Annotated in this window: 31 protein-coding genes; 17 read left to right on the forward strand and 14 right to left on the reverse strand. The window is 64.9% G+C overall.

Annotated elements, in window-relative coordinates; translation table 11 throughout:
• The 3 genes from VMF11_14975 to VMF11_14985 form a co-directional block, all read left to right on the forward strand.
• Positions 1-340 (forward strand): hypothetical protein (locus VMF11_14975; GenBank protein HTU71603.1); only part of this gene is annotated, 340 nt, incomplete at its 5' end.
• Positions 341-497: 157 nt separating this feature from the next.
• On the forward strand, positions 498-1,319 hold the full coding sequence (locus VMF11_14980) for an ABC transporter ATP-binding protein (GenBank protein HTU71604.1): 822 nt from the start codon (positions 498-500) through the stop codon (positions 1,317-1,319).
• On the forward strand, positions 1,319-2,539 hold the full coding sequence (locus VMF11_14985) for an ABC transporter permease (protein HTU71605.1): 1,221 nt from the start codon (positions 1,319-1,321) through the stop codon (positions 2,537-2,539). The genes VMF11_14980 and VMF11_14985 overlap by 1 nt, the downstream gene beginning before the upstream one ends.
• A gap of 130 nt (positions 2,540-2,669) precedes the next feature.
• On the opposite strand, the gene VMF11_14990 is transcribed toward VMF11_14985, so the two are convergent.
• Positions 2,670-3,062: a HepT-like ribonuclease domain-containing protein gene (locus VMF11_14990; GenBank protein HTU71606.1), complete on the reverse strand. Its 393-nt coding sequence runs from the start codon at positions 3,060-3,062 to the stop codon at positions 2,670-2,672.
• Positions 3,052-3,582 carry a nucleotidyltransferase domain-containing protein gene (locus tag VMF11_14995; protein ID HTU71607.1) on the reverse strand — a complete coding sequence of 177 codons (531 nt, stop codon included), beginning with the start codon at positions 3,580-3,582 and terminating at the stop codon, positions 3,052-3,054. The genes VMF11_14990 and VMF11_14995 overlap by 11 nt, the downstream gene beginning before the upstream one ends.
• 61 nt (positions 3,583-3,643) lie before the next feature.
• Here VMF11_14995 and VMF11_15000 point away from each other — a divergent pair, with 61 nt between their 5' ends.
• The 3 genes from VMF11_15000 to VMF11_15010 are packed head-to-tail and all read left to right on the forward strand — an operon-like array spanning position 3,644 to position 5,441.
• The gene (locus VMF11_15000) at positions 3,644-3,988 is read left to right on the forward strand and encodes a helix-turn-helix transcriptional regulator (protein ID HTU71608.1); all 345 of its coding nucleotides are present in this window, start codon (positions 3,644-3,646) and stop codon (positions 3,986-3,988) included.
• Positions 3,989-3,990: 2 nt separating this feature from the next.
• Entirely contained in the window at positions 3,991-4,977 is a 987-nt protein-coding gene (locus VMF11_15005) for a hypothetical protein (GenBank protein HTU71609.1), read from the forward strand.
• Positions 4,956-5,441 carry a hypothetical protein gene (locus tag VMF11_15010; protein HTU71610.1) on the forward strand — a complete coding sequence of 162 codons (486 nt, stop codon included), beginning with the start codon at positions 4,956-4,958 and terminating at the stop codon, positions 5,439-5,441. The genes VMF11_15005 and VMF11_15010 overlap by 22 nt, the downstream gene beginning before the upstream one ends.
• On the opposite strand, the gene VMF11_15015 is transcribed toward VMF11_15010, so the two are convergent.
• A complete protein-coding gene (locus tag VMF11_15015) occupies positions 5,410-6,432 on the reverse strand; it encodes an HD domain-containing phosphohydrolase (GenBank protein HTU71611.1) in 1,023 nt (340 codons plus the stop codon). The two genes, VMF11_15010 and VMF11_15015, sit on opposite strands and share 32 nt — an antisense overlap.
• A gap of 60 nt (positions 6,433-6,492) precedes the next feature.
• Between VMF11_15015 and VMF11_15020 the strand changes: the two genes are divergently transcribed.
• The 3 genes from VMF11_15020 to VMF11_15030 are packed head-to-tail and all read left to right on the forward strand — an operon-like array spanning position 6,493 to position 9,375.
• The gene (locus tag VMF11_15020) at positions 6,493-7,176 is read left to right on the forward strand and encodes a response regulator transcription factor (GenBank protein HTU71612.1); all 684 of its coding nucleotides are present in this window, start codon (positions 6,493-6,495) and stop codon (positions 7,174-7,176) included.
• Positions 7,166-8,512, forward strand: coding sequence for a HAMP domain-containing sensor histidine kinase (locus tag VMF11_15025; GenBank protein ID HTU71613.1), 1,347 nt, complete (start codon positions 7,166-7,168; stop codon positions 8,510-8,512). Before VMF11_15020 ends, VMF11_15025 begins: the two co-directional genes overlap by 11 nt.
• A gap of 59 nt (positions 8,513-8,571) precedes the next feature.
• On the forward strand, positions 8,572-9,375 hold the full coding sequence (locus VMF11_15030; GenBank protein ID HTU71614.1) for a helix-turn-helix transcriptional regulator: 804 nt from the start codon (positions 8,572-8,574) through the stop codon (positions 9,373-9,375).
• Between the two features lie 8 nt (positions 9,376-9,383).
• Here the strand turns inward: VMF11_15030 and VMF11_15035 are convergent, their stop codons facing one another.
• The 8 genes from VMF11_15035 to VMF11_15070 form a co-directional block, all read right to left on the reverse strand.
• The gene (locus tag VMF11_15035; GenBank protein ID HTU71615.1) at positions 9,384-10,337 is read right to left on the reverse strand and encodes a hypothetical protein; all 954 of its coding nucleotides are present in this window, start codon (positions 10,335-10,337) and stop codon (positions 9,384-9,386) included.
• Complete coding sequence (locus tag VMF11_15040) at positions 10,334-11,197, reverse strand: sulfite exporter TauE/SafE family protein (protein HTU71616.1); 864 nt, start codon at positions 11,195-11,197, stop codon at positions 10,334-10,336. The genes VMF11_15035 and VMF11_15040 overlap by 4 nt, the downstream gene beginning before the upstream one ends.
• A gap of 166 nt (positions 11,198-11,363) precedes the next feature.
• Positions 11,364-11,606, reverse strand: a complete 243-nt coding sequence (locus tag VMF11_15045; protein ID HTU71617.1) for a hypothetical protein — start codon at positions 11,604-11,606, stop codon at positions 11,364-11,366.
• 118 nt (positions 11,607-11,724) lie between these two features.
• Positions 11,725-12,072 (reverse strand): helix-turn-helix transcriptional regulator, encoded by a 348-nt coding sequence (locus VMF11_15050; protein HTU71618.1) that lies wholly within the window; start codon positions 12,070-12,072, stop codon positions 11,725-11,727.
• On the reverse strand, positions 12,069-13,778 hold the full coding sequence (locus VMF11_15055) for an alpha/beta fold hydrolase (protein HTU71619.1): 1,710 nt from the start codon (positions 13,776-13,778) through the stop codon (positions 12,069-12,071). The genes VMF11_15050 and VMF11_15055 overlap by 4 nt, the downstream gene beginning before the upstream one ends.
• On the reverse strand, positions 13,778-14,560 hold the full coding sequence (locus VMF11_15060) for a beta-ketoacyl-ACP reductase (protein HTU71620.1): 783 nt from the start codon (positions 14,558-14,560) through the stop codon (positions 13,778-13,780). The genes VMF11_15055 and VMF11_15060 overlap by 1 nt, the downstream gene beginning before the upstream one ends.
• Positions 14,561-14,663: 103 nt before the next feature.
• On the reverse strand, positions 14,664-15,410 hold the full coding sequence (gene fabG, locus VMF11_15065) for a 3-oxoacyl-[acyl-carrier-protein] reductase (GenBank protein HTU71621.1): 747 nt from the start codon (positions 15,408-15,410) through the stop codon (positions 14,664-14,666).
• Between the two features lie 73 nt (positions 15,411-15,483).
• On the reverse strand, positions 15,484-16,173 hold the full coding sequence (locus VMF11_15070; protein ID HTU71622.1) for a prepilin-type N-terminal cleavage/methylation domain-containing protein: 690 nt from the start codon (positions 16,171-16,173) through the stop codon (positions 15,484-15,486).
• Positions 16,174-16,232: 59 nt separating this feature from the next.
• Between VMF11_15070 and VMF11_15075 the strand changes: the two genes are divergently transcribed.
• Both VMF11_15075 and VMF11_15080 read left to right on the forward strand, forming a co-directional pair.
• The gene (locus VMF11_15075; GenBank protein ID HTU71623.1) at positions 16,233-16,838 is read left to right on the forward strand and encodes a hypothetical protein; all 606 of its coding nucleotides are present in this window, start codon (positions 16,233-16,235) and stop codon (positions 16,836-16,838) included.
• A complete protein-coding gene (locus VMF11_15080) occupies positions 16,835-17,191 on the forward strand; it encodes a transcriptional regulator (GenBank protein HTU71624.1) in 357 nt (118 codons plus the stop codon). The genes VMF11_15075 and VMF11_15080 overlap by 4 nt, the downstream gene beginning before the upstream one ends.
• On the opposite strand, the gene VMF11_15085 is transcribed toward VMF11_15080, so the two are convergent.
• Entirely contained in the window at positions 17,125-17,730 is a 606-nt protein-coding gene (locus tag VMF11_15085) for an MOSC domain-containing protein (protein HTU71625.1), read from the reverse strand. The genes VMF11_15080 and VMF11_15085 overlap by 67 nt on opposite strands.
• A gap of 51 nt (positions 17,731-17,781) precedes the next feature.
• On the opposite strand from VMF11_15085, the gene VMF11_15090 reads away from it, so the two are divergent.
• From VMF11_15090 to VMF11_15110, 5 genes are read left to right on the forward strand one after another with little or no spacing between them, the layout of a single operon-like run.
• The gene (locus VMF11_15090; protein HTU71626.1) at positions 17,782-18,708 is read left to right on the forward strand and encodes a hypothetical protein; all 927 of its coding nucleotides are present in this window, start codon (positions 17,782-17,784) and stop codon (positions 18,706-18,708) included.
• The gene (locus tag VMF11_15095) at positions 18,705-19,337 is read left to right on the forward strand and encodes a DUF4129 domain-containing protein (protein ID HTU71627.1); all 633 of its coding nucleotides are present in this window, start codon (positions 18,705-18,707) and stop codon (positions 19,335-19,337) included. The genes VMF11_15090 and VMF11_15095 overlap by 4 nt, the downstream gene beginning before the upstream one ends.
• The gene (locus VMF11_15100; GenBank protein HTU71628.1) at positions 19,334-20,143 is read left to right on the forward strand and encodes a DUF4350 domain-containing protein; all 810 of its coding nucleotides are present in this window, start codon (positions 19,334-19,336) and stop codon (positions 20,141-20,143) included. Before VMF11_15095 ends, VMF11_15100 begins: the two co-directional genes overlap by 4 nt.
• A complete protein-coding gene (locus tag VMF11_15105) occupies positions 20,140-21,105 on the forward strand; it encodes a MoxR family ATPase (protein ID HTU71629.1) in 966 nt (321 codons plus the stop codon). The genes VMF11_15100 and VMF11_15105 overlap by 4 nt, the downstream gene beginning before the upstream one ends.
• Positions 21,098-22,429, forward strand: a complete 1,332-nt coding sequence (locus VMF11_15110) for a DUF58 domain-containing protein (GenBank protein HTU71630.1) — start codon at positions 21,098-21,100, stop codon at positions 22,427-22,429. The genes VMF11_15105 and VMF11_15110 overlap by 8 nt, the downstream gene beginning before the upstream one ends.
• Here the strand turns inward: VMF11_15110 and VMF11_15115 are convergent.
• Complete coding sequence (locus tag VMF11_15115; protein HTU71631.1) at positions 22,407-23,390, reverse strand: stage II sporulation protein M; 984 nt, start codon at positions 23,388-23,390, stop codon at positions 22,407-22,409. The two genes, VMF11_15110 and VMF11_15115, sit on opposite strands and share 23 nt — an antisense overlap.
• A 21-nt stretch (positions 23,391-23,411) precedes the next feature.
• On the opposite strand from VMF11_15115, the gene VMF11_15120 reads away from it, so the two are divergent.
• On the forward strand, positions 23,412-24,152 hold the full coding sequence (locus VMF11_15120) for an RDD family protein (GenBank protein HTU71632.1): 741 nt from the start codon (positions 23,412-23,414) through the stop codon (positions 24,150-24,152).
• 64 nt (positions 24,153-24,216) lie between these two features.
• Here the strand turns inward: VMF11_15120 and VMF11_15125 are convergent, their stop codons facing one another.
• On the reverse strand, positions 24,217-25,206 hold the full coding sequence (locus VMF11_15125) for a hypothetical protein (protein HTU71633.1): 990 nt from the start codon (positions 25,204-25,206) through the stop codon (positions 24,217-24,219).
• Positions 25,207-25,210 lie beyond the last annotated feature (4 nt).

Consider the following 25,210-nt stretch of genomic DNA (forward strand, 5'->3'; position numbering starts at 1 on the left):
GCCCGCAGCAAGCGCTGCGACGGCCGCGAACGCGGGTGCAACGAACGCGAATCCGTGGGGCGGAACGACCACCGTGAGCACCGGCAGCGTCACGCCGGGCGAAACCGGCGCGGTGATGGTGCAAGCGAACGGCAAGCTCGCGCGCGTGCCGGTGACCGTCGGCCTCGTCACCGCGACGCAAGCGGCGGTTACGCCCACCGGCAGCGCCACGCTGAGCGCCGGCGAGAACGTGGTCACCTCGATCAGCGGTAGCAGCGCGCACAAGGGCGGCTATAAGGCCAAAAGCGCGAATCCGCTGAGCGGCGGCTCGCCCGGCCGCGGGATGCACGGCATGCCGTAGGCGGCCGGACGCGCTCACGTCGAACGCGAGCCAAGGGAGACCGGTTGTTTCAAACCGGTCTCCTTCGCGATTCGCGCAGGCAGCCTCATCGAGGCCTAATCCCATTCACCGTGCTCCGTCAAGCGCGGATTCTACGATCGTCATGGAGGAACAGATCGTGGAACAACTCACCGAACCGGTCGTACGCGTGGAGGGCCTGCGCAAGGTCTACACGCTCGGCGACGCCCAGGTCGTCGCGCTGGCGGGCATCGATCTCGAGATCCGTCGCGGCGAATTCGTCGCCGTGATGGGCCCCTCGGGATCGGGCAAATCGACGTTCATGCAGATCACCGGGCTGCTCGACAATCCGACCGCCGGTCAATACTATTTCGAGGGCACCGACGTCTCGCATCTCGATGCGGACGCGCGGGCCGACATTCGCAGCCGCCGCCTGGGCTTCGTCTTTCAGGCATACAATCTACTCCCGCGCACCAGCGCGCTCGAAAACGTCGAGCTGCCGATGGTCTACGCGGGCGTGCCCGCCGCCGAACGCGCGCGCATCGCGCGCGACATGATGGAGATCGTCGGCGTCGATCATCTCGCGCACCACCATCCGAATCAAATGTCGGGCGGACAGCAACAGCGCGTGGCGATCGCGCGCTCGCTGGTCAACCATCCGGGGCTCATCCTCGCCGACGAGCCGACCGGCGCGCTCGATACCAAAACCAGCGAAGACGTGATGCGGATCTTCAAAGAGCTGAACGAAAAGCAGGGCATCACGATCATGCTCGTCACCCACGAGCCCGATATCGCCGCCCATGCCAAACGGATCGTGACGTTCCGCGACGGCAATGTGATTTCGGATACCCTTCGACAAGCTCAGGGTGACAGATTAGTAGCTCACGGTGACAGATTAGTAGCTCAGGGTGACAGATTACAGGCTTACGGCGAAACCTGTCATGCTGAGCCTGTCGAAGCATGGAAGGAGCGAGTAGCATAATGTCGGATTTCAAAGGCATTCTGCGGCTGGCACTACAAGCGCTGGTGCGCAATAAAGTTCGCTCGATGCTCACCATGCTCGGTATCGTGATCGGTGTCGCGGCGGTGATCGTCACGGTCGCGATCGGCAGCGGCGCGCGCGTCTCGGTGCAGAACAGCATCAACTCCCTCGGTTCCAATCTCATCGTGGTGCAGCCGGGAAGCGTCACGAGCTCCGGCGCGCGCGGCGGATTCGGCACCGCGTCGACGCTCACGCCTGCCGACGGTATGGCGATCGCGCAGCTTCCCGGCGTCTCGGCGGTCTCGCCGGTGGTGACGATCCGCACGCAGGTCGTCGCCGGCGGCAACAACTGGCAAACGACGGTCACCGGCGTTGCGCCGACGTACGCGCAGATTCGCACCTGGCCGACGGCGAGCGGTTCGTTCTTTACGCAAAACGACGTGAACGACGCGGCCAAAGTCGCCGTGCTCGGACAGACCGACGTCTCCGAACTCTTCCCGAACGGTCAAAATCCGATCGGGCAGACGATTCTGATCAAAGGTGTGCCGTTCACGGTCGTCGGCACGCTCACACCGCTCGGACAGAGCAGCCTGGGCACCGATCAAGACGACACCGTGCTGATTCCCTACACGTCCGCGATGCAGCGCATCACCGGACAGACGACGGTGAATCAGCTGATGGTTTCAGCCGCGACGTCGGACGACATCACGCCGGTGCAGAACGAAGTCACGGCGCTGCTCACGCAGCGGCACCAAATCGCCGCCGGTCAGCCGGCCGACTTCCAGGTGCGCAACCTGCAGTCGATCGCGGCCGCCGCGTCGTCGACCGGCGCGGTGATGGAGTTCTTGCTCGCAGGCGTGGCGGCGGTTTCGCTGATCGTCGGCGGCATCGGCATCATGAACATCATGATGGTCTCGGTCACCGAGCGCACGCGTGAGATCGGACTGCGCATGTCGGTCGGCGCGCGCGGCGCGACGATTCTGCGCCAGTTCCTCACCGAATCGACAGTGCTCGCCGCCGCCGGCGGTGTGATCGGCGTGATCGCCGGATTCATCGGCACGTTCGTCGTCGCCGCGCTGGCCAAGTGGCCGACGCAGATCCCGATCGCATGGGTGATCCTCTCGGTCGCGTTCTCCGCGCTCGTCGGCATCTTCTTCGGCTACTATCCCGCGAAGAAAGCGGCGGGTCTGAATCCTATCGAGGCCTTGCGCTTCGAATAGGTGAGCGCGCCTTCGGTCAGCGCGCTCAAAACACGTGGGCTCCGGTCTTCTGTTCCTCCCCCGGAGCCCACGCTAACTTGTTACTGTCATCGTGAGCCCACACATCTGTCATCCTGAGCCCACACATCTGTCATCCTGAGCTTGTCGAAGGATACCCCTCAAGCAATGCAGCCCTGAGATCTTTCAAGTCTCGGCCTTTAGCGGTATCCCAGATGATCGAGGCATTGACGTAGCGGTACTCATGCCGCACACGGTTGCCCATACCGCGAATTTGGTAGACGTCGACGTGCGGAAAGCGTGATTCGAAACGTCGCTCCTCTGGCAAGTCTTGCTCCAATTCGGTCAAGCGCGTCATCCCTTCGGAGATGATCAGCAGCTGCCGTTCGACCGCGCTTTGTGTCTTCCGATCGCGCACATATGCATCGAAATCGTAGCCGGCAAGGAATTCATCGATTGCGTCGATCGACGAAAGCACGTCGGCAACACGTTGCTCGATCCGCTCGGATCGCCATTTAGAACGCACGCACGGCCTCTTTCAACGCATCGCGCAAGTGCGGCGCATCCTCAGGCGCGGGCCGTGTGACCGTATCCGCGTGACGGCCGAGACGCCGCTCGAGTATATCCGAAACGCGTCCGAGGTGGATGAGCGAAAATGGCACGCTGATCTTTGGGGTGATCATGATATCGACGTCGCTCTCCGGGCCTGCGTCGCCTCGCGCGACCGAACCGAAGACGTCGACGTGTGCAACCCCGTCGCGTTCCAGCGGCTCGCGAATCGTTCGGATTGCGGCAACGACGCGCGCGAGCTCGGGGGTTCCGGCGAGCAGCGAAATCGGCTTGCCCGCGAGCGCATCGGCGCTGATATTCAAGACCTCGGCGATGCGGACGCCGGTCGAAAAGCGCGGCTCGGCCGAGTCGCCGGACTCGAGCTTGCGGATTGCGTTCTCGGTTACACCCACCGCCGCGGCAAGCCGGGCCGCGGTCATGCCGATCTCGCGCCGGCGAGCCTTGATGCGCTCGCCCAATCGTGTCGCATGCTCCATGTAGCAAAGTATAGCATTGACGGAGGACCCCGTGCGGCATATACTGTGTTATACATAGTATATGGAACATGGTATCGGGGATGGTCTTTTCGAGAATCTGCGGCTGGAGCTGCGGCGGGGGTGTTTGACCCTCGCGGTGCTCTCGCAGCTGCGCACCGAGCGCTATGGCTACACGCTGCGCAAGGCCCTCGAAGAGGCCGGCCTCGAGATCGACGAGGGTACGCTCTACCCGCTGCTGCGACGCCTGGAAACCCAGGGACTGCTGCAGAGCGAGTGGCGCGAGGAGAACAAGCGCCGCAAGCGCTTCTACCGGCTCTCGCCGCCCGGCGAGCAGATGCTCGACCAACTCACCGATGAGCTGCACCGGATCAACACGTCGCTGCAACGGATCACCGCGGAGTCATAACGATGGACATGCTCAGCAACTACCTCTACGCCGTGCATCGCTACTTACCGAAGGATGCCGCGCGCGACGATATCGTCGCCGAAATCGGCGAGGCGCTGCAGTCTCAGATCGAAGAGCGTGAGCGCTCGCTCGGACGTCCGTTGAACGCCGACGAAGAAGCGGCGCTGATCAAAGCCTACGGTCATCCGCGTCTGGTTGCGTCGCGCTACGGCAAACACCAGGCGTTGATCGGCCCCGATCTGCTCCCGTTCTATTGGCCGGTCCTCATCTGCGTGCTTTCGATCGTCGTGGTGCTCGATCTGTTCATCGCGGCCGTTGCGGCGATCAAAACCGGCGATGTCCGGCGGTTCTGGGACGGTGCCGGTATCGCATGGGATGCGTTCTGGATCTACGCTGCCGTCATCACCGCGGTTTTTGCGTTGATCGAACGTGTGCCGGGTGCAGGCGCAAAATGTGCCGCGTGGATTTCACGCTGGGATCCGCGCCGGCTGCCGGCAGCGGGTTCGATCCAGGTTCCGCGCAGCGCGAGTTTCTTCGAGGCCCTCGGCAGCGCGGGAATGCTCGTCCTCCTCGTCGATCAGGGCTGGGCTCGCCATCTCGTGCTTTTCATGCTCTACGGTCCCGTCGGGCTCGCATTGCCGAACGTGACGTTCAGCGCGGCCTGGCTTCCGCTGTATGCGATCGTCATCGGCGCGACGGCAATCCTTTTGCCGGTCAACCTCGTGACCCTCATCCTCCCGCTCCTGCGCCGCCTGCGTGACGTCGCGCACCTGGCCGTCAACGGGGCGCTCGCGGCGGGCTGCGCCCTCGCACTACGCGGCGGCGCGCTCTTCCCCGCGGACCCGCGGCTCAATCAAATCGCCGTTGCCGCGCTTGCGATCGGAATCGTCGCCTTCGTCTGCGCCGTTGCCTTCAACGTGCGTGCGCTCCTACGTCACAGCCGAATGCCGGCGCTCGCTCCAGCCGCATGGGAAAAACCGACATACTAGCCGGCGTTGTTTCGGGCATCACCGGCGCGGCCACGATCTTTCTCTATCTCACGATCAGCCTGCCGCTCTTCTTTCATATCCCGCCGGTCGCGCTCTATCATCTCGATACGTCGAATCTAATCGGCTGGCAAGCCGCGCTGCACGCCGGATTGCCGGGCATCGTGCTCGGTCAGGCCGCACACGTGTGCGTCAGCTTGGTCTGGGGATTTTTCTTCGTCGCGCTGCTGCGCGCGTTTCCCGCGATGCGCGGCGCGCCGCTAGGCTGGGGCATCGTGTACGGCGTCGGCGTGATGCTCTTCATGCACTTCGTCGTGGTGCCGCTTGGGCACGCGCCGCGGCTGAGCTACACGCCCGCCTCACTGCTGAACAACCTCATCGCGCACACGCTCTTCTTCGGCGTGCCGGTCGCCTGGGTCGCGACGCGCGTGGCGGCTATGCGCGCAGCTGCGCGACTTTATCCTTGATCCGCTCGAGCGCGCTTACCACCGCGGGATCGAAATGCGTTCCGCTTTCGCGTTTGATCTGATCGAGCGCGTGACCGAAGGCCATCGCCGGACGATCGGGGCGCGCGTTCATCATCGCGACCAGCGCGTCGGCGACCGCGATCAGGCGTCCCGAGAGCGGAATCGCATCACCCTTGAGCTTGCGCGGATAGCCTTCACCGTCCCAGCGTTCGTGATGGGTGCGCGCCATCGTCGACGCGGCCGCAAAGAGCCGCGACTCCGAAACGGCGAGAATCTCCGCACCCGCGTCGGCATGACGCTCGACCGCGACGCGCGAAGTCGCCGAGAGTTTCGCCGTGCTCGCCAACGTCTTGTCGGGAATCGCGAGCTTGCCGATGTCGTACACGTGCGCTCCTTCGCGCAGGAGCTGTACGTCGGCGACCGAGCAGCGCACTTCGATCGCCAGCATCACCGCGATCTCGGCCGCCTGCTTCATTCGCGCGCCGGCGTCGGGGTAGCGCGCCGCGTACGTGCGATAGACGGCGTCGATCGCTTCGCGGTCGCGCTGATGCAAGCGGCGATCGACGCTTTCGGCGCGCTCTTTGAGATCGCGCATCTCTCCGTCGCGCACGTTCGCCGCGTTGTTTTGCGTCGCGAGCCGGCGCACGTGGCCGGCGAATTCTTCCGCGCTCACCGGCTTGTTCAAGAACACACTCACGCCCGCGCTCATCGCGCGCGAACGTAGGTCGCGATCGTCCTTACCGGTGAGCATGATGATCGGTGTCCGTTCGCGGCCCGGCACGCCGCGCAGCTCTTGTACGAAGGCAACGCCGTCCATTTCGGGCATGCTGTAGTCGACCACGCACAAGGTGGGATCCATCGCACTCATATAATGCAGTGCTTCACGCGGATCGGAGAACGCGACGACCTCGCCGCCGAGCATCTTTTCGATCGCCGTTGCATACATACGCAACGTCGGTTCGTAATCGTCGATTACCACGACCCTCGACATACCATCATTTTCGGCCCCTCTCCAGGAAGTCTCAAGGCGGGGTACTACTTTTTTACCCATATGCCCGAAACCAAGCCGCGCGTGGCCGTCATCGACGACGAACCTCGCATCCGCGAACTGCTCGAGCTGACCCTGGGCCACCACGGCTACGCGGTCCGCACCGCCGCCGACGGCCCGGCCGGCCTGGACCTCGTCAAGGACTGGGAGCCCGATTTGATCGTGCTCGACGTGATGATGCCGATGGTCAGCGGCATCGAGCTGCTGCCGATGCTGCGCCGGGTCACCGACGCACCGGTGGTGATGCTCTCGGCCCGCGGCGAGGTCGAGACCAAAGTCGAGGGGCTGATGCACGGGGCCGACGATTACCTGAGCAAACCGTTCGAAATGCAGGAATTGATCGCGCACATCGACGCCAAGCTGCGCCGCCCGCACCTGGAAAACCGCAACATCATCGCCTACGACGACATCACCGTCAACCTCGACGAGCACACGGTCGCGCGCGCCGGCAAGCGCATCGATCTCTCGCCGCTCGAGTACGATCTGCTGGTCACGCTGGTGCGCCGTCCGCGCCGCGTCTTCACCCGCGACGAGCTGCTCGATCTGGTTTGGGGAAACGAGAAAGACGTCGGGCAGAACGCGGTCGAACGCTACATCTCGTATCTGCGCGCAAAAATCGACGAGGGATTCGGGCGCCCGCTGATTCAGACCGTGCGCGGCGCGGGATACACGATCCGTGCCGACTGAACCGACCTTTCGAAATTTCGCCCGCCGCATCACCCGCGGCTACGTCATCCTCGCGGTCGCACTGATCGCCCTTGTTGCCGGCGCTTCGTCGGCGTTCTTCATCGTCGGGTTCGCCACCACGTTCAATCAGAACATCGACGCGGCGCAAACGCGCGTCCAGCAGCGCGTCAACGAATACGCGGCGCGGGGCGAGAGCCTCGCGCAAATCGCGCCCAACGTGCTGGCGGAAGAACCCAACGCTCATTCGCGCATGCTCGTGCTCGATTCGCAGCACCGCGTGATCGCCGGCGCCTCGGCGCAATTGAACGATAGCGAGCGCGCGATCGCGGGACTGCTCTTTTTGCGGCCTCGCTTCGTCGGCGTTCCGCACGGCGGCACGATCGTGCTCGAACCCGACGTCGGTGATTTTACCCATGCGCTCGTGCATTATTGGGAACGCATCGTTCCGATCGGCGTGCTGGCTGTGCTGATCGCGTGGCTCGCCGGGCGCGCCATCACCGGGCGCGCGCTGCGTCCGCTGCGCGAAGTCAACGACGCGCTCGGTTCGATCGCGCAGGGCGACTTCACGCCGAAGCTCCTGATCGAAAGCGACTCGAGCCTGCATGAACTCACCCAAACCTACAACGAAGTCGCGCAGCGGCTGAACGTCGCCACCTACGAACGGCGCCGGCAAGAAGCCGAGCTGCGGCAGTTCATCGCCGATGCCGGGCACGAGCTGCGCACGCCGCTTACGATCTTCATGGGGTACCTCGATGCGCTGCGTTCGGGCGTCGTGCAAGACGGGGAGAGCGTGGGGCGCGTGCACGAGACGATGCTCGACGAGAGCCGCAAGATGCGCGCGATCATCGAGAAGTTGATCTTGCTCGCGCGGCTCGAACGCGAGGTGCCGCCGGTTACCGACCGGATCGATCTGAACTCGATCGCGGCGCGCGCGGTCGACGCGCTGCGCCCGCTCGCCGGCGAACGGCTGCGCTTCGCGGCCGACGGTGACGCCGCGGTTCTCGGCGACGACACCGAACTCTACGAAGCGGTGAAGAACGTGGTCGAAAACGCGGTGCGTTACGCGCCGGCCTCCCCGGTCGACGTGCGCGTCGGCCGCGACGGCGCGACCGCGGTGCTGCAGGTCGCCGACCGCGGGCCGGGGATGCCGACGATCGACGTCGAGCACGCATTCGATCGGTTTTACCGCGGCAGCTCGCACGGCGAAATCGACGGTTCGGGCTTGGGCCTGGCCATCGCCAAACGCGCGGTCGAACGCATGGGCGGCTCGATCGCGCTCGATTCCCGCGTCGACGCGGGAACCACGGTCACCATGCGCTTTCCGGTGGAGGCATAACCTCGGGTCCTACCGTAGCTAGGTGAGCCAAACCGGCCCTCGGCTCCACGGAGGATCGCATGATCGACGCCCCACGCACCCTTTCCCGACGCTCGGATCTGGGATCGTTTCTGCGGACGCGCCGCAGCGCGCTGCGCCTGGTTGATGTGGGGCTCGAGGAAGAATCCGCTCGCCGGCACGTTGCCGGACTGCGCCGCGAAGAAGTCGCCAAGCTCGCCGGCATCTCGACCACGTGGTACACCTGGATCGAACAGGGCCGCGAGATCAACTTCTCGCCCGACGTGCTCGATCAGATCGGCCGCGCACTGCTGCTCACCGGCGCCGAGATCGGGTACCTGAAAGTGCTCGCTTCGGATACGCCGCCGCAGATCTGTGCGCTCGATCCCGACATTCCCGACGCGCTGCGCAAGCTGGTCGAATTGCATCCTGCCGCGCCCGCGTACATCGCGACGCCGCGCCTGGACATGCTGGTGTGGAATACGTTCGTCAGCGAAATCTTCGATTACGACGAGCATAAAGACGTGCTCGAACGCAATATCCTCTGGCGGATGTTCTTCGACGATTCGCGCCGCTCGCTCTATGTGGATTGGGACACATGCGCGCGCGCCTGCGTCGCGAACTTTCGCCACACCTACGCAAGCTATTTCGGCGATGCGAATTTCGACGCGCTGCTCGAGGTGATGCAGCGCGACGCGGATTTCGCGCGCATGTGGAGCGATTGGGAAGTGCTGCCCCCGGACGTGCCGCCGTTCCTGATTCGGCATCGCACGCTCGGGCTGTGCGAGCTCACGCCGATTCAAGCCAGCCTCGGCGTTTCACCGGGCTGCTATCTGGCGCTGTTCAGTTCGAAGAACTTGAGTTAAGGAAGCTCTTAAGCCGCGGCCGCGTCGGCGACGTACTCGGCGACGATGCCTTTGAGCCGTTTCGCGCTGGCGTCCATGCCGCTCTGTTCGTCCTCGGAGAGGTGCGGCCAGATCACGGACTCGACGCCGTTGCGTCCGACGACGCTGGGGAGCGAGAGCGTCACGCCGTAATTGGGCTGATACGACCCGACCGGGAGCACCGCGCGCTCGTCGCGCAAGATGCTCTCGGCGACGCGCGCCACCACCATGCCGATGCCGTACTGGCTTGCGCCGATTCCTTCGATGATCGAAATGTTGGCAAAGCGCACGTCGTGCTCGACCGATGCGCGGAATTCGTCGAAGGCGATGCGCCGTTCGGCGACGAGCTGCGCGAGCGGCTTGCCGCCCACGCGCACCGACGACCAGCAGAACACGCTATACGTGCCGTGTTCACTGATCACGTAGGCCTCGACGCTCTGCGGGCTCACGTTGAACCGTTCGGCGATGTGCACGCGAAAGCGCAGCGTATCGAGCAGCGTGCTGGTGCTGAGCACGCGCGTATGACCGGCCAAACGGCAGGTGAGATCGACCAGCGGCTCGGGCGGATTGGTCACGACCATGATGACGGCCATCGGCGCGGCCTCGACGATTTGCGGAACGATCTCCTCGAACACGCCGACGTTGGCATGCAGAAGGCGCAAGCGTCCCAGCGGATCGTTGCGATCGGTGGCGCCGCCGTCTTTCTCGTTCAAGCCGGCCGTGATCACCACCACTCCGGCGCCGGCCAGGTCGGCAAAGTTTCCGGCGCGCACGTCGACCGCGGGGGAGAGGGGCGTGCCGTAGCGCAGATCGGTCGCTACGCCTTTGGCGCGCGCGTGGTTGCGATCGACCAAGACGATATCGCTTGCGACGGAGCGTACGCACGATGCGAGTGCGGCGGCGGCCCCGACCGCGCCGGCTCCGACGATTCCGAGCTTGTTCATTTGCTGCCTGCCTTTGAGATTTGCATCGTTGCCGCGAGTGCGGTGGTCGGGTGCGGCTGGAGCATCGGCAGATGCCGGATGCTCAGGGTGATGAACGTGATGACGCAGATGACGCCGAAGATGCGTTTGAGTTGGGGCGACTTCAATTTGTTGGAATAGCGCGCGCCGAAATGCGCGCCGATCACGGCGCCGATCGCGAGCGGAATCGCGAGCGCCCAGTCGACGCGGGCTTCGTGAATCTGCGCCAGCACGCCGGGCCAAATGTAGATGGTCGCGATGAAGGACGCGGTCGGCATTGCGACGTAGGCGGGCAGCTTGTAGCGCCACAGCAAGAGCGGGATCGCCACCGTGCCGGCACCGATGCCGAACAGGCTCGACGAAAAGCCGACCAGCATGCCCATCAGGGCAAATTCGATGTTTGAAGCGCGCAGCGAACGGTCGGATTCGATCTGCGTATCCGGGATCTCGGCCTTCGGCGCGGGCTTGAGCATGTTGAACGCGATGAAGAGCAGCATCAGGCCGTAGAGCACGTCGAACTGGCTCGAGCTGACGTACTTCAGTCCGACGACGCCGGCGAGCGCGCCGACGATGCCGCCGAGCCCGATCGACCAGCCGATCCGCAGATTGATACGCTTCTTCTTGCGTAGCGCAAAGGACGCGACCGCGACGTTCACGCCGACCATGAAGAGCGAGGTTGCAGCTACGACTTGCGGCGTCAGGTGACCGGAGAGCCGCAGGATCGGAACGGAGATGAAGCCTCCGCCGAATCCGACGAGGCTTCCGAAGAAACAGGCGACGACCCCCAGCACGATGCTGAAGAACGATGCGAGGAACGGCAGGCCGTCAAAGATGTGCTGCATACATCCTTGATATCGGGCTGCAGCGAGCAAGCGACTAGAGTCGCAAACGCCGTGCGGGTTAACTCATTGTAAGCGCAGTGTCTTTGCTCTGTTAACCGCAGCTACCGATGATGATTAAGACCTAACCGAGGAAATGCAGAGAAGCCCGACAAGTGTCGGGCTTCGTCTAGTTTTTCGGGAGAAGCTCGGTGAGCTTGAGCAGATATTCTTTACGCGATTCCAACACTTGGTTGGTGAACGCGAACGTTTGCGAGATGAGTTCGGCCGGCGTCGGCAGCTTGGCCGGGCCGTTCTGCTCGATCAGCTCGTTGATCGAGGCGATGGCCTTGACGTTGACGTCTTGCGCCTGCTTGAGGCCGTTCAGGAACTCGGTCTGGGCCTTCTCGAGGAATTCGGTGTAGCTATTCATGGACGTACTCCTTAACGTGTGTACGCTAAGTATACCAAGCGTGCGAGAAGTACGTCAAGACGGTTCAGCCGCCTCGTGCGGGTCACGGTTCGGTCACGGTTCCGCCCCCGCGGCCTGCTCAGCCGATGAAGCCGCGATAGACCCGGATGAGCGTGTCCTTTTGGTCGGGCGTGAGCCGCGGGTCGAGTTTGACGGCCGATTCGACCGCGTCGCTGGCCTCACGCTGTACGTCCTCGTCCAGCAGTCCGGCCTGCGCGTAGAAGGTCTCGGCCGAGAGGTGGAGCGCCCGGGCGATCTGCTTGAGCACCTCGGCCGAGGGCTTGTAGAGACCGCGCTCGACCTGGCTCAGGTATGGGTTCGAGACCTTGGCCAGATCGGCTAACTGACGCAGCGAAAGGTTGGCCAGTTCGCGCTGTGTGCGGATGAACTCGCCGAGCCCCTTCAGATGATCGCGATTGTTTATCATACGGTAGTTGCCTCGTAGGAGAGGTTACGAACATACCGGCCAGGCGCCGGTTCGCCGCTCGCGGGCAGTACATACGGAGTGCGGCGCGCGCCGCCGTGCGCGTGTGCCCAGGCCGCCCAGTCTTCCCACCAGCTGCCCTGGTGTTTGGCTGAGCGGGCGAGCCACGCGTCGGGCTCTTCGCCCGGTTCGACCTGCTCGGTGGTCCAGTAGCAGGCTTTGGGATTTCCCGGCGGATTGCAGACGCCGGCGATGTGTCCGGAATTGGTGCGCGTGTATTTCACCGGGCCGCCGACGTATTGCGAGGTCGCGTACGTCGTGCGCCACGGCGCGATGTGATCGTTCTCGGCGCCGAGCACGTACATCGGCGTCTGAATCCGGCCGAGATCGATCGGAACGCCGTCGAGCACGAACGCGTTCGGGACGACGAGCAAGTTGTGGAGATAGCACGAACGCAAATACTGTGAGTGCATCGCCGCGGGCATGCGCGTCGAGTCCGCGTTCCACGCCAAAATATCGAATGCCGGCGGCTTTTTGCCCATGTACCAGCCGGAGACGACGTAACTCCAGATCAAATCGTTGGCGCGCATCCAGTTGAACGTGCCGGCCATCTCGCTCGAATCGAGATAGCCACGCTCTTTCATCTTCTCTTCCAGCCGCGCGATCGAGGCTTCGTCGGTGAAGACGCCCAAATCGCCGGGCTGCGCGAAATCGACGATCGTGTTCGTCATCGTAATCGCGCCGACGCGCTGTTCCTCACCTTTGGCGGCGAGGTACGCGAGCATCAGCGCGGCCATCGTGCCGCCCAGGCACAGCGCGGCCACGTTCACCTGCGGCGCACCGGTGATCCGCTCGATCGCCTCGAGTGCCGCGAGCAATCCCTTCTCGAGATACGTGTCCATCGTGTACTCGCGCATCGACTCGTCGGGATTGCGATAGCTGATCATGAAAGCCTGATGACCGTTTTTGACCGCCCATTCGACCCACGAACGTCCGGGCGCCAGATCCATCAGATAATATTTGTTGATCCACGGCGGCGAGAACACGATCGGGCGCTCGTAGACTTCGTCGGTCTGCGGGTAGTACGCGATCAGCTCGATCAGCTCGTTGCGAAAGACAATCTCGCCCGGTGTCGCCGCGAGGTTCGTTCCCAATACGAACGACGACGTGTCGACTTGTTTGGGATAACCGCCGTTGTTCTGTACGTCGTCGAGAAATTCGGCCATTCCGCGCACCAAGCTCTCGCCGCCGCTATCGAGCGCTTCCCGCACGACGGCCGGATTGAGCCACGGTACGTTGCTGGGCGCGAGCGCGTCCAGCAGCATGTTCATCGCGAAGCGCGCCTTGCGTTTGGTCCCCTCGGGCAACCGCGAGGCCTCGACCAACTGCTGCGCGTACTGGCGGCGCACGAGATACTCTTCCACCATCGAGATCAGAAAGGGATTGCTGGTCCACGCCTCATCGGCAAAGCGCTTATCGCCGGCGACGTCGATCACGGGCGCGGGATTCTCGCCCTGCATGCGGCGCATCGTGTTCATCGCCACGCCTTGCTGGGCGAGCATCAAGCTCGTCATGATCGGCGCCACGCGCATCGGGTCGCTCATGACCTCCAGCGTGACGGCGCGCAGCGCATCGTTGAGCGATGCCGGATCGGCACCGGAGAGATCGAGACCGTAACTGAACTCTTCCAACGGCACCGAGCCGATCATCACATGTACATGCCCCCGTTGACGTCGTAGGTCGAACCGGTGATGAATCCCGAGTTGTCATCGACCAAAAAGCGCACGACGCGCGCGATCTCCTCGGGCTGGCCGAGCCGCCCGATCGGCGTGCGCGCGGTGGCCGCTTCGATTGCGGTTTCCGGCATCGCCGCGACCATTTCGGTCAGCGTAAAACCCGGAGCCACCGCGTTGACCGTGATGCCGGTGCGCGCGGTTTCGATTGCGAGCGTCTTGGTCAATCCCAACAGCCCCGCTTTGGCCGCGGCGTAATTCGCCTGACCGAAATTGCCGGTGCGTCCGACCACGGAACTGATGTTCACGATGCGGCCGTAACGCTGTGCGAGCATGTGGTCGAGCACGGCCTTGATCATAAAAAACGGTCCTGATAAATTTACGTTCAGGACCGCTTGCCATTCGTCGACCGTCATCTTGCGTGCGGTGTGGTCTTTGGTGATTCCGGCGCTGTTGATGAGGATGTCCACCTTACCGTGCGCCGCGATTACCGCTTGTGTTGCGGCTTCGCACGCTTGCGGATCCGAAACGTCGGCCTGATAAAAATCGACCAGCTTGGCCGTTCCGTTGAGCGAAGCACGCAAGGCCTCGGTCCGTTCGCGATCGGCCGGTACGCCGACCACGGCAATCGTCGCGCCATCGGCAGCGAGCGCCGTCGAAATCGCGCCGCCAATACCGCGCGAACCTCCGGTCACGATCGCCACTCGACCTTCGAGCCGCGTAAGCGTGCCCGAGGGGGCTGTCGAGGTGGTTATCATGGATACTTCTTTGTACCCAGGCGCTGCGCTTACCTAGCAAAAGGTGAAGAAAACCTTAGCTTCTTTTAAGCCCGGGCCATAGACTCCGGGAGACGGCGGCGTTCTACGTCATGTCGAGGCCGCCGTTCACGTGGAACGCGGCCCCGGTGATGTAGCCGGAGTCGTCTTCGCACAGGAATTTCACGACCCGGGCGACTTCCTCGGGCTTGCCTAGCCGCTTGGTGGGGATCTTCTCGACCACCTTGGCCAGGGCGGCCTCGGGCATCGCCTCGACCATCTCGGTGCCGATGAAGCCCGGCGCTACCACGTTGGCGGTAATCCCCTTGGCGGCCATCTCGAGCGCGAGCGATTTGGTGAAACCGAAGAGCCCGGCTTTCGAGGCGGCGTAGTTTGCTTGCCCGACGTTGCCGGTTTGTCCGATCACCGAGCTGATGTTCACGATGCGGCCCGATCCGCGTTCGATCATATGCTCGAGCACGGCTTTGGTCATGTTGAACGCGCCCGAGAGATTGACGTTGATGACGTTGCACCAATCTTCGGATGACATTTTGCGCAGCGTTTTGTCGAGCGTGATGCCCGCGTTGTTGACGAGAAAATCGACGCGCCCGTGCGTTTTGAGCACTTCGTCGACGACGCGTTTGCAATCGTCGAAATCGTCGACGCGCCCTTGATGCGTCGAGACCGAATGTCCGTTGGCGCGATGCTTTTCCGCGCAGCGTTCTGCCGCGTCGGCGCCTTTGCTATAGCCCGCCGCGACGTGCGCGCCGTCTTGCGCGAGCGCCTGCGTGATCGCCAGGCCAATGCCGCGCGTTCCGCCGGTAACGATCGCTACTCGCCCTGTGAAAGACATTCGATCCTCCCATCGTGGAACGCATGTACTGCGCTGCGCTACACGGTTTTCCCGCGTGGTAAACGCAGCGATATCAGGGCGTGAGCGTCAGCGGTGTAACGGTCGGCGTTACCAGCGGCGCGGGCGACGGCGTATAGTTCACGACGACGGTAAATGCAGTGGGGGCGTCTTCGCTCGCGAGCACCACGCTGCGATCGACGCCGCTTGCGACGACGGTTACTGCGACCAATCGGTTTCCGCCGATCGCGCCGGGCATCGCTGCGAATGCGTAGGGCACATCGGTTGCAGCAGCTGAAGCGAAGAGCGGATCGTAGGCCGGACTCGAGCGCTCGGCGAGCGCGGCGAGCGTTTGCGGGCTCGCGACGAATCCGTCGATGTCGGCGAGCACGTCGCCGGCGACCGGCGCGTTTCCGGCGACGAGCGCGTAGCGGGTGAGCGTCTGCGCGGAAGCGTCGTAGTCGTACGACCAACTGTACGTGCGGTGCGCGCCGTCTTCGGCGAAGAAATCGAGCTCGTGCCCGTCGGCGTTGCTGCGGCCGAACGCGTCGGCGGCGGGGACGTAGACCGCCCAGGCGCCCTCTGCTTCGCTGGAGAGGCGCTCGACCAGCCGGGCCGCGTTCGCTCCGGCGTTCAGGCGCCGGTTGGCGGCGACCGCCCAGTTCACCGCCCGATCGGCAAACGCGATCAGCGACCACAGGATCACCGCCGCGATCGCCGCACCGACCAGGGTTTCGAGCAGGGTGAAGCCGGCCTGGCGCTTCATGCACGAAGGCGCAGTGCCCGCGTTGTCGCCGGATTAGACTTTGTGATACAAAGTACAGTATGACCGACATCGAACGCGCCGTGCTCGACCTCGCCGAGGTCCGCGACCGTCTGGCGATGACGCAGCGCTTTCGCGGCTACTCGGGCGCCGCGGCGGTTGCGTCGGGCGCTTTGGCGATCATCGCCGGCCTGCTGCAAGCCTTTCTCATCGGCAATCCGCACAGCGGCTACGGCGACCGCATCTATGCCTCGATTTGGGTGGTCTGCGGAACCGCGGCGGCGATCGTCAACTACGGTTCGATCGCGCATTGGTTCGTGAGCGACGCGAGCGTTCGCGATCGCTGGCAGACGCGTACCGTCGGGCTTTCGATCCTTCCGGCGATCGCGCTCGGCGCTGCGCTGACGCTGGCGCTGCTCGCGCGCGACGCGTTTTGGTTCTTGCCCGGCATCTGGTACGGCTGCTACGGCGTGGGTCTGTTTGCGTCGCGCACGATGTTGCCGCGCGAGGTCTTGCCGATCAGCGCCTTCTTCCTGATCGCGGGCATCGTCTTGCTGTTCACGCCTTCGGCCATTGCGCTCGCGTGGTGGGTGCTGCCGCTCGGTTTCGGCATCGGACAAATCGCGATCGGCATCCTCGTAGCGCGCGACCGGCGGGTGCATCCATGAGTGCAACCGATCTCGACCGCGTCTTTCACGAGCGCGGGCGCTTGGCGATTTGTTCGGCGCTGGTTACGCATCCCGACGGTGTGTCGTTCACGCAATTGCAGGATGCGTGCGCGCTGACCGACGGGAATCTCAATCGGCATCTGCACGCGCTGGCCGAAGACGAGATCGTCGAGATGCAGCGGCGCACGGGTTCGGGCCGGCCGCAGACGATCGTGCGCATCACCGCGGCCGGACGCGAACGTTTCCTCGCCTATATCGACGCGCTCGAACATATCGTGCGCGAGGTTCAGCGCTCGATGAGTTCGAGTGAATCGCCGGTGCGCACCGTTCCGGCGCGCGGCACGTCGCAGTAAATCCCCATCCAGTTCGAGCGCGCCTGCGCAACGTAGCGCAAGATGCGCGGATCGGCGTCGCCGCCCTGCGGATCGTAGGTCGGTACGGCGCAGCGCTCGATCGGATAACGCACGCGCAGCGTCACTTCACCCAGGCGAAGTTCACGGCCGGTGAGCGCCGGCTCGTCGATCGCGATCCCGGGCTCCATTTCGATGAAGAAGTTCGGACGAAACCGTTCGTACTCGACGCGATACCCGACGAATGACGAGAGGCCGTCGAGCCAGCGGTCGGCCAGGAGCGAGACGGGCGCGTCATCCATGAAACGTCCCTCCACGTCCTCCACCACTCGCAGACCGTCGACCGAGCCGAGGCGGTGAAGCCGTTCGTCCTCCTTGCCGCGGTAGGTCGTTCCGGCACGCCGATGCCCTTCGGGCGCGATCAGCGCGCGGACCCGATCGCCCTCCAGGCCCTCGGGAAAGACCGCGCACGCATCCAGCACTTCGCCGCGCAAGCTCTTGACCGGATAGCGCCGGATCGCGCGTAACGTTCCGATGAGCATGGGTCTCCAGTACCATAGGAGGGGCGCGGAATCCTCAAGAACGGCGGCGCCATGGACACTTCGGAGCGTCCCGCGCTGCGCGCGCTCACGATCGGCGAGATCTTCGATCGTGCGGTCACGTTCTACGTGCGCAACTTCGTGGTGTTCACGCTGACGGTGCTCACCTTGCTCGCGCCGGCCGGGCTGGCGGAATATTTCTACACCACCCGTTCCAGCGCCGAGCTCACGCAAATCCTTTCGCAACTACAGCATCCGGGCGGGACGCCGTATTTTCCGCCGCAGTTCGGCACGCTCATTCTCGTCGCGCTGTTCGTGCTGCTGCTGGCGCCTTTCTGCAACAACGCCGTTGCGGTCGGCGTTGCCACGATCTATTCCGGACATACGCCGAGCTACGCCGGCGGATTTCGCCGCGTGCTGCGCCGGTGGGCGGCGCTCTTTGGAACGACCGTACTCTGCGGACTGATCCTGCTCGGCATCTATTTCGCGCTCGCCATTACGCTGACGATCGTGCTCTTCGGTTCGGTCGCGGCTACCGGCCGGGTGCCGCTCTTCAGCATTCCGACGCTCGTGGTCTTCGTCGTCGTGGTGCTGGTCGCTGCCCTGTTTTTCGCGACGGTGTTCATCGTGTGCGTGTTTGCGCTCTATGCCACGACGATCGAGGACGATCGTCCCGGCGAGGCGATCGGTGAGGGCTTCGAGCGCATCTTCAACCGGCGCGAGTATCCGAAAGCACTCTTGATGGCGCTGTGCTATGTGGTGCTGCAAATCGGAGCTCTGCTGATTTCGTTCAGCCTCGCGTTGCTGATCGTCTCGGTCCTGCACAGCGACGTTTTGCAGATGATCGTCAGCACGCTGATCAACGCGATGTTGACCGCGTTCGGTACCGTGCTCATGGCGGTGTATTACTACGACGTGCGCACCCGTGCCGAGGGTTTGGATCTCGAGGACGATCTGCAGCGCCTGACGGCCCCAACGTGAGCGCGCAACCGCCGGTAGATATCACGCAGGCGGTGCGGGCCGAGCTGGCGGTGCCGGGCCGTTATCATCTCGCGCCGGCGGTTACGCATCCGTCGCTCCTCGAGCAGATATTGACGTGGTTGTGGGACCGCTGGACCGACTTGCTCACCCAGATCGCACGCCACGTGCACATCGGCAAGACGGGAACCGCGCTGATCGGCGATGCGATCGTCACGTTCTGCGTCGTTGCGATCGGACTGATCGGCGCGCATCTGCTCGCGCAGCTCGATCTCGATCGTGTGCGGCGCGAACGCGCGACCGCGCTCGCTCCGGCTCGCAGCGCGCACGCGCTGGCGGCGCTGGCCGCGCAGGCGGCGGCGGCCGGTGAGTACGCGCGCGCGATCCGCTTGCTCTTCATCGCGGTCGTCACGCTGCTCGACCTGCGCGGTGTCGTCCGCGACGAGCAATCCTTGACGGTGGGCGAATTGCGCCGCGCGCTGCACGAACGCGACGGCCGGCTGGAACCGGCATTCGTCGAGATCGCGCGCCTCTACACCGCGGCCGCTTACGCGCAAGTCGGTGCCGACGAGGCGGCGTGGCGGCGTGCGCGCGCCGCGTACGACGCGCTCGCGGCGAGCGCGGCGTCATGAGCACGCGCGTCGCTGAAGTCGTCGCGCTGGTCGTGCTCCTTGCCGTGCTGCTGCTGCTCGCGAGCGCGTCGCTCGGGACGCCGGCATCGACGGCGTCGACCTTCGATACCGGACCGAACGGCTATCGCGCGCTCTACGACGTGCTGCAGCGCGAGGGAATTCCGCTCTCGCGCCTGCAAGGACCGCTCGGCACGCTCGATCCGGCGGTGCGTGTGCTGGCGGTCACCGACGGCGCTTACGATGCGAACGATCTGCAACGCTTGCGCGCATTCATGGACGGCGGCGGCTGGGTCGTGGCTTTCGGCGCCATTGCGAATCTCGGCCGCGCACCGCACCTGCGCGTGTTCGACGTGCGCGACTACACCAATCTCGCGCTGAGCAAAACGCCGCAGCGCGCGCTCGCGGTCTATCGTGCGCTCGCCGGGAGAGGGCCGGTAGCCTTCGACGAGCGCGTGCACGGCTACGATCGCACGCAGTCGCTGTGGGCGGTGTTGCCGCGCTCCGTCCACATCGCGGTGGGTCTCGCCACGCTGGCCGTCGTCCTTGCGCTGATCGATGCGAACGTGCCCTTCACGCCGCCGCTCGTGCGCGAACCGCCGGGCGATCGCGATTCCTCCGATTACGTGCGTTCGATGGCGACGTTGCTGCGCCGCGCGCACGCGGGCGCGGCGGCGATCGAGCGTTTCGCGCGCGCCTATCCGAAATCAGCCGAGCTGCGTGAACTCGCGGCGGTTCGCCACCCGAGCGAGGCGCTCGTACTGCGCGCTGCGGCGATCTACGCCGCGCAACGAAAGGAACACGCGTGAACCCCTCTCCCTGCGCGCTCGCCGATTTGGCCGCGCGTCTGCGTGTCGCGATCGGCACGGCGCTCGTCGGCAGCGAGCGCGTAACCTTTGGGCTGCTGGTGGCGCTGCTCTCGCGCGGCCACGTGCTGATCGAAGGCGTACCCGGCACCGGAAAAACGCTGGCCGTGCGCGCCTTTGCGGCCGCGCTCGGCGTACCGTTCCGGCGGATTCAGTTCACGCCGGATCTGATGCCTTCCGACGTGGTCGGGACGAGCGTCTTCAATCCGCAGAGCGCGACGTTCAGCGTGCGACCCGGGCCGATCAACGCCAACGTCGTGCTGGCCGACGAGATCAATCGCACGCCGCCGAAGACGCAAGCCGCGCTGCTCGAAGCAATGGAAGAAGGGCGCGTCACGATCGACGGCACGCCGATCGCGCTGCCGCAGCCGTTCATCGTCTGCGCGACGCAGAATCCGATCGAGTACGAAGGAACCTATCCGCTGCCCGAGGCACAGCTCGACCGCTTCACGGTCAAAGTGACGACCGGCTATCCCGCCCGGGAACAGGAACTGAATCTGCTCGCGCGCGTCGCCGCCGGATTCGACTCGCGTGCGCTCGAGATCGCCGGTATTACTCCGGTCACCGGCGCCGATGAAATCATCGCGGCACAGGCCGCCGTGCGCGCCGTGCACGTTGCGGGTGAAGTGCAGGCGTACGCGCTCGCCGTCGCCGCCGCGACGCGTTCGCACGCGCGCTTGGCGCTGGGTGCATCGCCGCGCGCGGCGGTTACGCTGCTGGTCGTCGCGCAGGCCGCGGCCGCCATTGACGGCCGCAATTACGCCACGCCCGACGACGTGAAAGACGTTGCGGAGCCGGTGCTCGCGCATCGCTTGATCGTGCAGCCCGAAGCCGAGATCGAAGGCGCAACCGCGGCATCGGTGCTGGCCGAGGTTCTCGCCGCCGTTCCGGTCCCGCGTGGCTAGGAGCTATCTGCCGTTTTGGTTCTCGCGGCGCGCGCTGTGGATGCTGGCCGCAATCGCGCTCGTGCTGGCGTGCTCGCCCGGTGCGCCGATCTGCGCACCGCTCGCGATCGCTTTCGGCGGGGTGCTTGCGCTGGGAACGCTGCTCGATCTGGCCCTCATCCCGTCGCCGCGCGAGCTGAGCGTCGCGCGCGCGCTGCCCTCGTATCTCGCGCTGCGGCGCAGCGCGCAGCTCGAGTACACGATCGAGAACCGTTCGCGCCGCTCGCTGCGCGCCGGTTTGGTGGAAGCGCCGCTGCGCACGCTGGATCTCGGTGAGGAAGAACTCGTCGCGCTGGTGCCGGCGCGCAGTGAAGTGCGCGTGGACGCGGCGGCGCTGCCGGTCGCGCGCGGCAGCGATGCGTTCACGCGAATCTACCTTTGGTACGAAAGCGCGCTCGGACTGATTCGCCGGCGCACGGTGATCGAGGCGCCCGCGCCGATCCGCGTCTACCCGGATCTCTCCGCGGTCGAGCGCTACGGCTCGCTGCACGTGCGCAACCGGTTGGTCGAGGCGGGGCTGCGGCGCATGCGTCTGCGCGGTTCCGGTACGGAGTTCGAGAGCGTGCGCGACTACGAGAGCGGCGATGCGTTCCGCTCGATCGATTGGAAGGCGAGCGCACGCCGCGGCAAGCTGATGGTGGTGCAGCGCGAGGTCGAACGCAGCCAGGACGTGATGCTGCTGCTCGACTGCGGGCGCTTGATGACGGCGCGAATCGGCGCGCAGCGCAAGCTGGACTACGCGATCACCGCCGGGCTTTCGCTCGCGTCGATCGCGTCGCTCGCAAGCGACCGGGTCGGCGTGGTCGCGTTCGCGCGGCGCATTGTGGTTGCGCGTGCGCCGCGCTCGACGGCGGCCTCGGTGCGCGCGCTCGCCGATGCGGTCTGCGACGTGGAACCGCGCTTCGAAGAATCCGATTACGCGCGCGCGTTCGACTATCTGCGCGCGCATCTGCACCGGCGCAGTTTGATCGCGTTCTTTACCGACGTGATCGACCCGGTCGCGCAAAGCGCGGTGCTGGCGGAATTGGGAACGCTCGCGAAACGGCACGTGGTGCTCTGCATCTTCATGAATGACGCGGCGGTGAGCTCGACGCTGGCGAGCGTGCCGCGCGACGTCGACGAGGCCTATCGCCTCGATGTGGCAGTGGGACTTGCGACCGAACGCGCGTTGGCGGCGCGCACGCTGCAACGTGCGGGCGTGCTGGTGCTCGACGTGCCCGCCGAGAAAATGTCACTGGCCGCGATCGACGAGTACCTGCGCATCAAATCCCGCGGGTTGTTGTGACCTCCGTGCGCCCGGCGAAACCGAAGTAGAGCACGAGCAGCACCGCCGTCGCCGCGCCGAACGCGATGCGATCGGACGCGGGCAAGCGCAGGGGCGAGAAGAAACCTTCGATCGTCCCGGCGACGAGCAGCATCGACGCGACGCCCGCGATCAGCACGCCGGCGCGGCGCGCGGCCGCGGCAATCGCGTCGCGCCGGCGCAAGCGTCCCGGCGCGAGGATGCCCGCTGTAATCAGCAGCCCCGCGGCGCCGGCGATTTGGATCGCGGTCAACTCGATGACGCCGTGCGGCGCGACCGTCGCCCAGAAGTCCGGGCCGAAACCGGCGTTGGTGAAGAGCGCGCCGAGCGCGCCGAGCATCAGCCCGTTGAAGAAGATGATCCACAGGGTAAAAAGTCCCAGGGTGGCGCAGCCGGCGAAGGCGTAGATCGCGACCTTGACGTTGTTCGTGATGATCATCGAAGACATCGCGGGCGACGCCGATGGATCGAACGCGAAGTTGGAATCGTGCAGACTTCTTTTGATTTGATCGGGGACGATCGCGCTGGGCAGCAGCGAGTAGGCCGTGCCCGGATGCGTGCGCACGAGCACGTAGGCGACGACGGCCGCGGCGACCGTTATCGCGGCGCAGATCGCGAAGAAACCGAACGAGCGGCGAAACTCGCGCGGAAACGTTCGCGCGTAGAATTCAACGACGCGTTCGCGTCCGGTCACCGCCGCGCCGCGGTAGACGTAGGCGTGCGCCCGCGCCACCAGCCGGTTCAAATAGACGATCAGCCGCGCGTCGTAGCCGCGCCCGCTGGCGTAGGCCAGATCGCTGGTCGCCGCGCGATACAGACGCCCGATCGCTTCGACCTGCTCGGCTTGGAGGCGGCGCACGCCGCCGCGGCTCGCTCGCGCGAGCAGCGAATCGAGTTCGTTCCACGCGGCGGTTCGCCGTTCAACGAAGGTGGCTTGCGTCACCTCGTCTTAGGTACTCCGGCAATGGACCGAACCCTAGAGGTGCGCACACCCGAGTCGATCGCCTTTTCCTACGAACTCGCGGGAATCGGCAGCCGTTTCCTCGCGGTCACGATCGACCTGGTCGTTCAGCTGGCGATCCTGCTCTTGCTGCTCTGGGGCATGAGCGTTGCCGCTCCTCACCTTTCGTTCCAAGCGATTCGCGCTGCGCACGGCGGCGCGGGCCGGTTCGTGCAAAATCTCGGCGTCGCGCTGTTGGTCGTGGTTCTGTTCCTCATCTTCTTCGGCTACTTCATTCTCTTCGAGGCGTTCGCGCACGGACAGACGCCGGGAAAACGGATGTTGGGCATTCGGGTGGTGCGCGACGGCGGCTATCCGGTCGACTTCATGGCCGCGTTGATCCGTAATCTGATCCGCGTGGCCGAGGCGCTGTTGGGCTACTACGCGGTCTCGGCGGTGGTCGCCGTGGCCTCACCGCAAAACAAACGCATCGGCGACATGGCGGCCGGCACGATCGTGGTGCGCGAGGCGCGGATGGAATCGCCGCAGGCGATGCTGCGCGAGGTGGCTGAACCGGTGTACGCGGCAACCGCCTATGTCAGCGGCGAAGAGCGCTCGATCATTCGCCGCTTTTTGGAGCGCCGCACCGAGTTGGTCGAGGGACGGCGTGCCGCGATTGCGCGGCAACTCGCCGAGCGCGTGCGCCCGCGCGTGCCGCTCGACTTACAGCGCCTCGCCGACGAGGATTTGCTGGAACGGCTGTAGCGCGTTGTAATTGCGAACGTCGCGCCGACTTTGTCATCCCGAGCGTAGCCCCCACAAGGGGGAGCTACTTCCGCTTGAAGCGGGTGGCCAGCTCGCGGGCGAAGCGCAGGGCGTCTTCTTTGGTGCGATCGTAGAGCTGCGAAGCTTGCGCCTTGCTCATGTGCGAGCCGTGTTCGAGAAAGAACGTTACGCTCTCCCCCACGACGATCGTACCGGCGTAGGCGATGGCGCCTTTGATCGCGACGCCTGCGACCGGCACGAAGCCGACGAGTTCGCGCGCCAGCGTGCGCCAGCCGAAGCCGCCGCCGATCACGGGCAAGAGTTTCCACATGCGCTGCACGTCGGGATCTTTGCCGTAGGTCGCCTCGATGTGCAGCAGCAGCATCATCTGAAAACCGGTGATCGCGACCATGTCGCCGGCTGACGCGAAGGCACCGAGCACGACGCCGACCACCGGAATGTGATCGACCAGTGCGCTCGCGAGCGCGACTTTGAGCGCGTTGTTGGCAGCGTCGCGCGTCAGCTTTGCGGCGACCGTCTCGCGCAGCGGCGGCAGTCGGCGCCCCACCGCGATCTCCACGCCTTTCGATGCTTCGACGAGGTGGACGAAGACGCGAGCGCGCAGCGGCTCCTTCGAAATTGCGGGGACGATGTACTCGCCGACGGTGCCGGGGGCGGGCGCGTTCACCGGACCGTACGGCACGCCTTGCGGATCGACGTAGAGCGCGAGGATCGGCACTTTGAGCGTTCGCAGCGTTTCCAAGCTCGCGCCGCGGTCGCCGGTCTGACCCAGGAAGATCACGGCTCGCACTTCGCTCGCATTGGTGATCAGCGGTGCGTTCGGCGTGATCGTTTCGATGCACGCCGCTGCGTCGGGCGGAACGGAGTCATCGTCGTGCCCGGAGAGCAGCAGCGTGCGCATCTGCGCGATCAGTGCGGGATCCCCGCACAGCAAAAACCGGAACGGCTTGCGCACGTGGGCATGGACGCCTTTGACGTCGATGCCGTTACGTACAAGCCGGTAGAGATCGCGCGCGCCCAGTGCCGATGCCACGGTG

The organism is Candidatus Baltobacteraceae bacterium (genome assembly GCA_035502855.1).
In the GTDB taxonomy this organism is placed as follows: domain Bacteria; phylum Vulcanimicrobiota; class Vulcanimicrobiia; order Vulcanimicrobiales; family Vulcanimicrobiaceae; genus Aquilonibacter.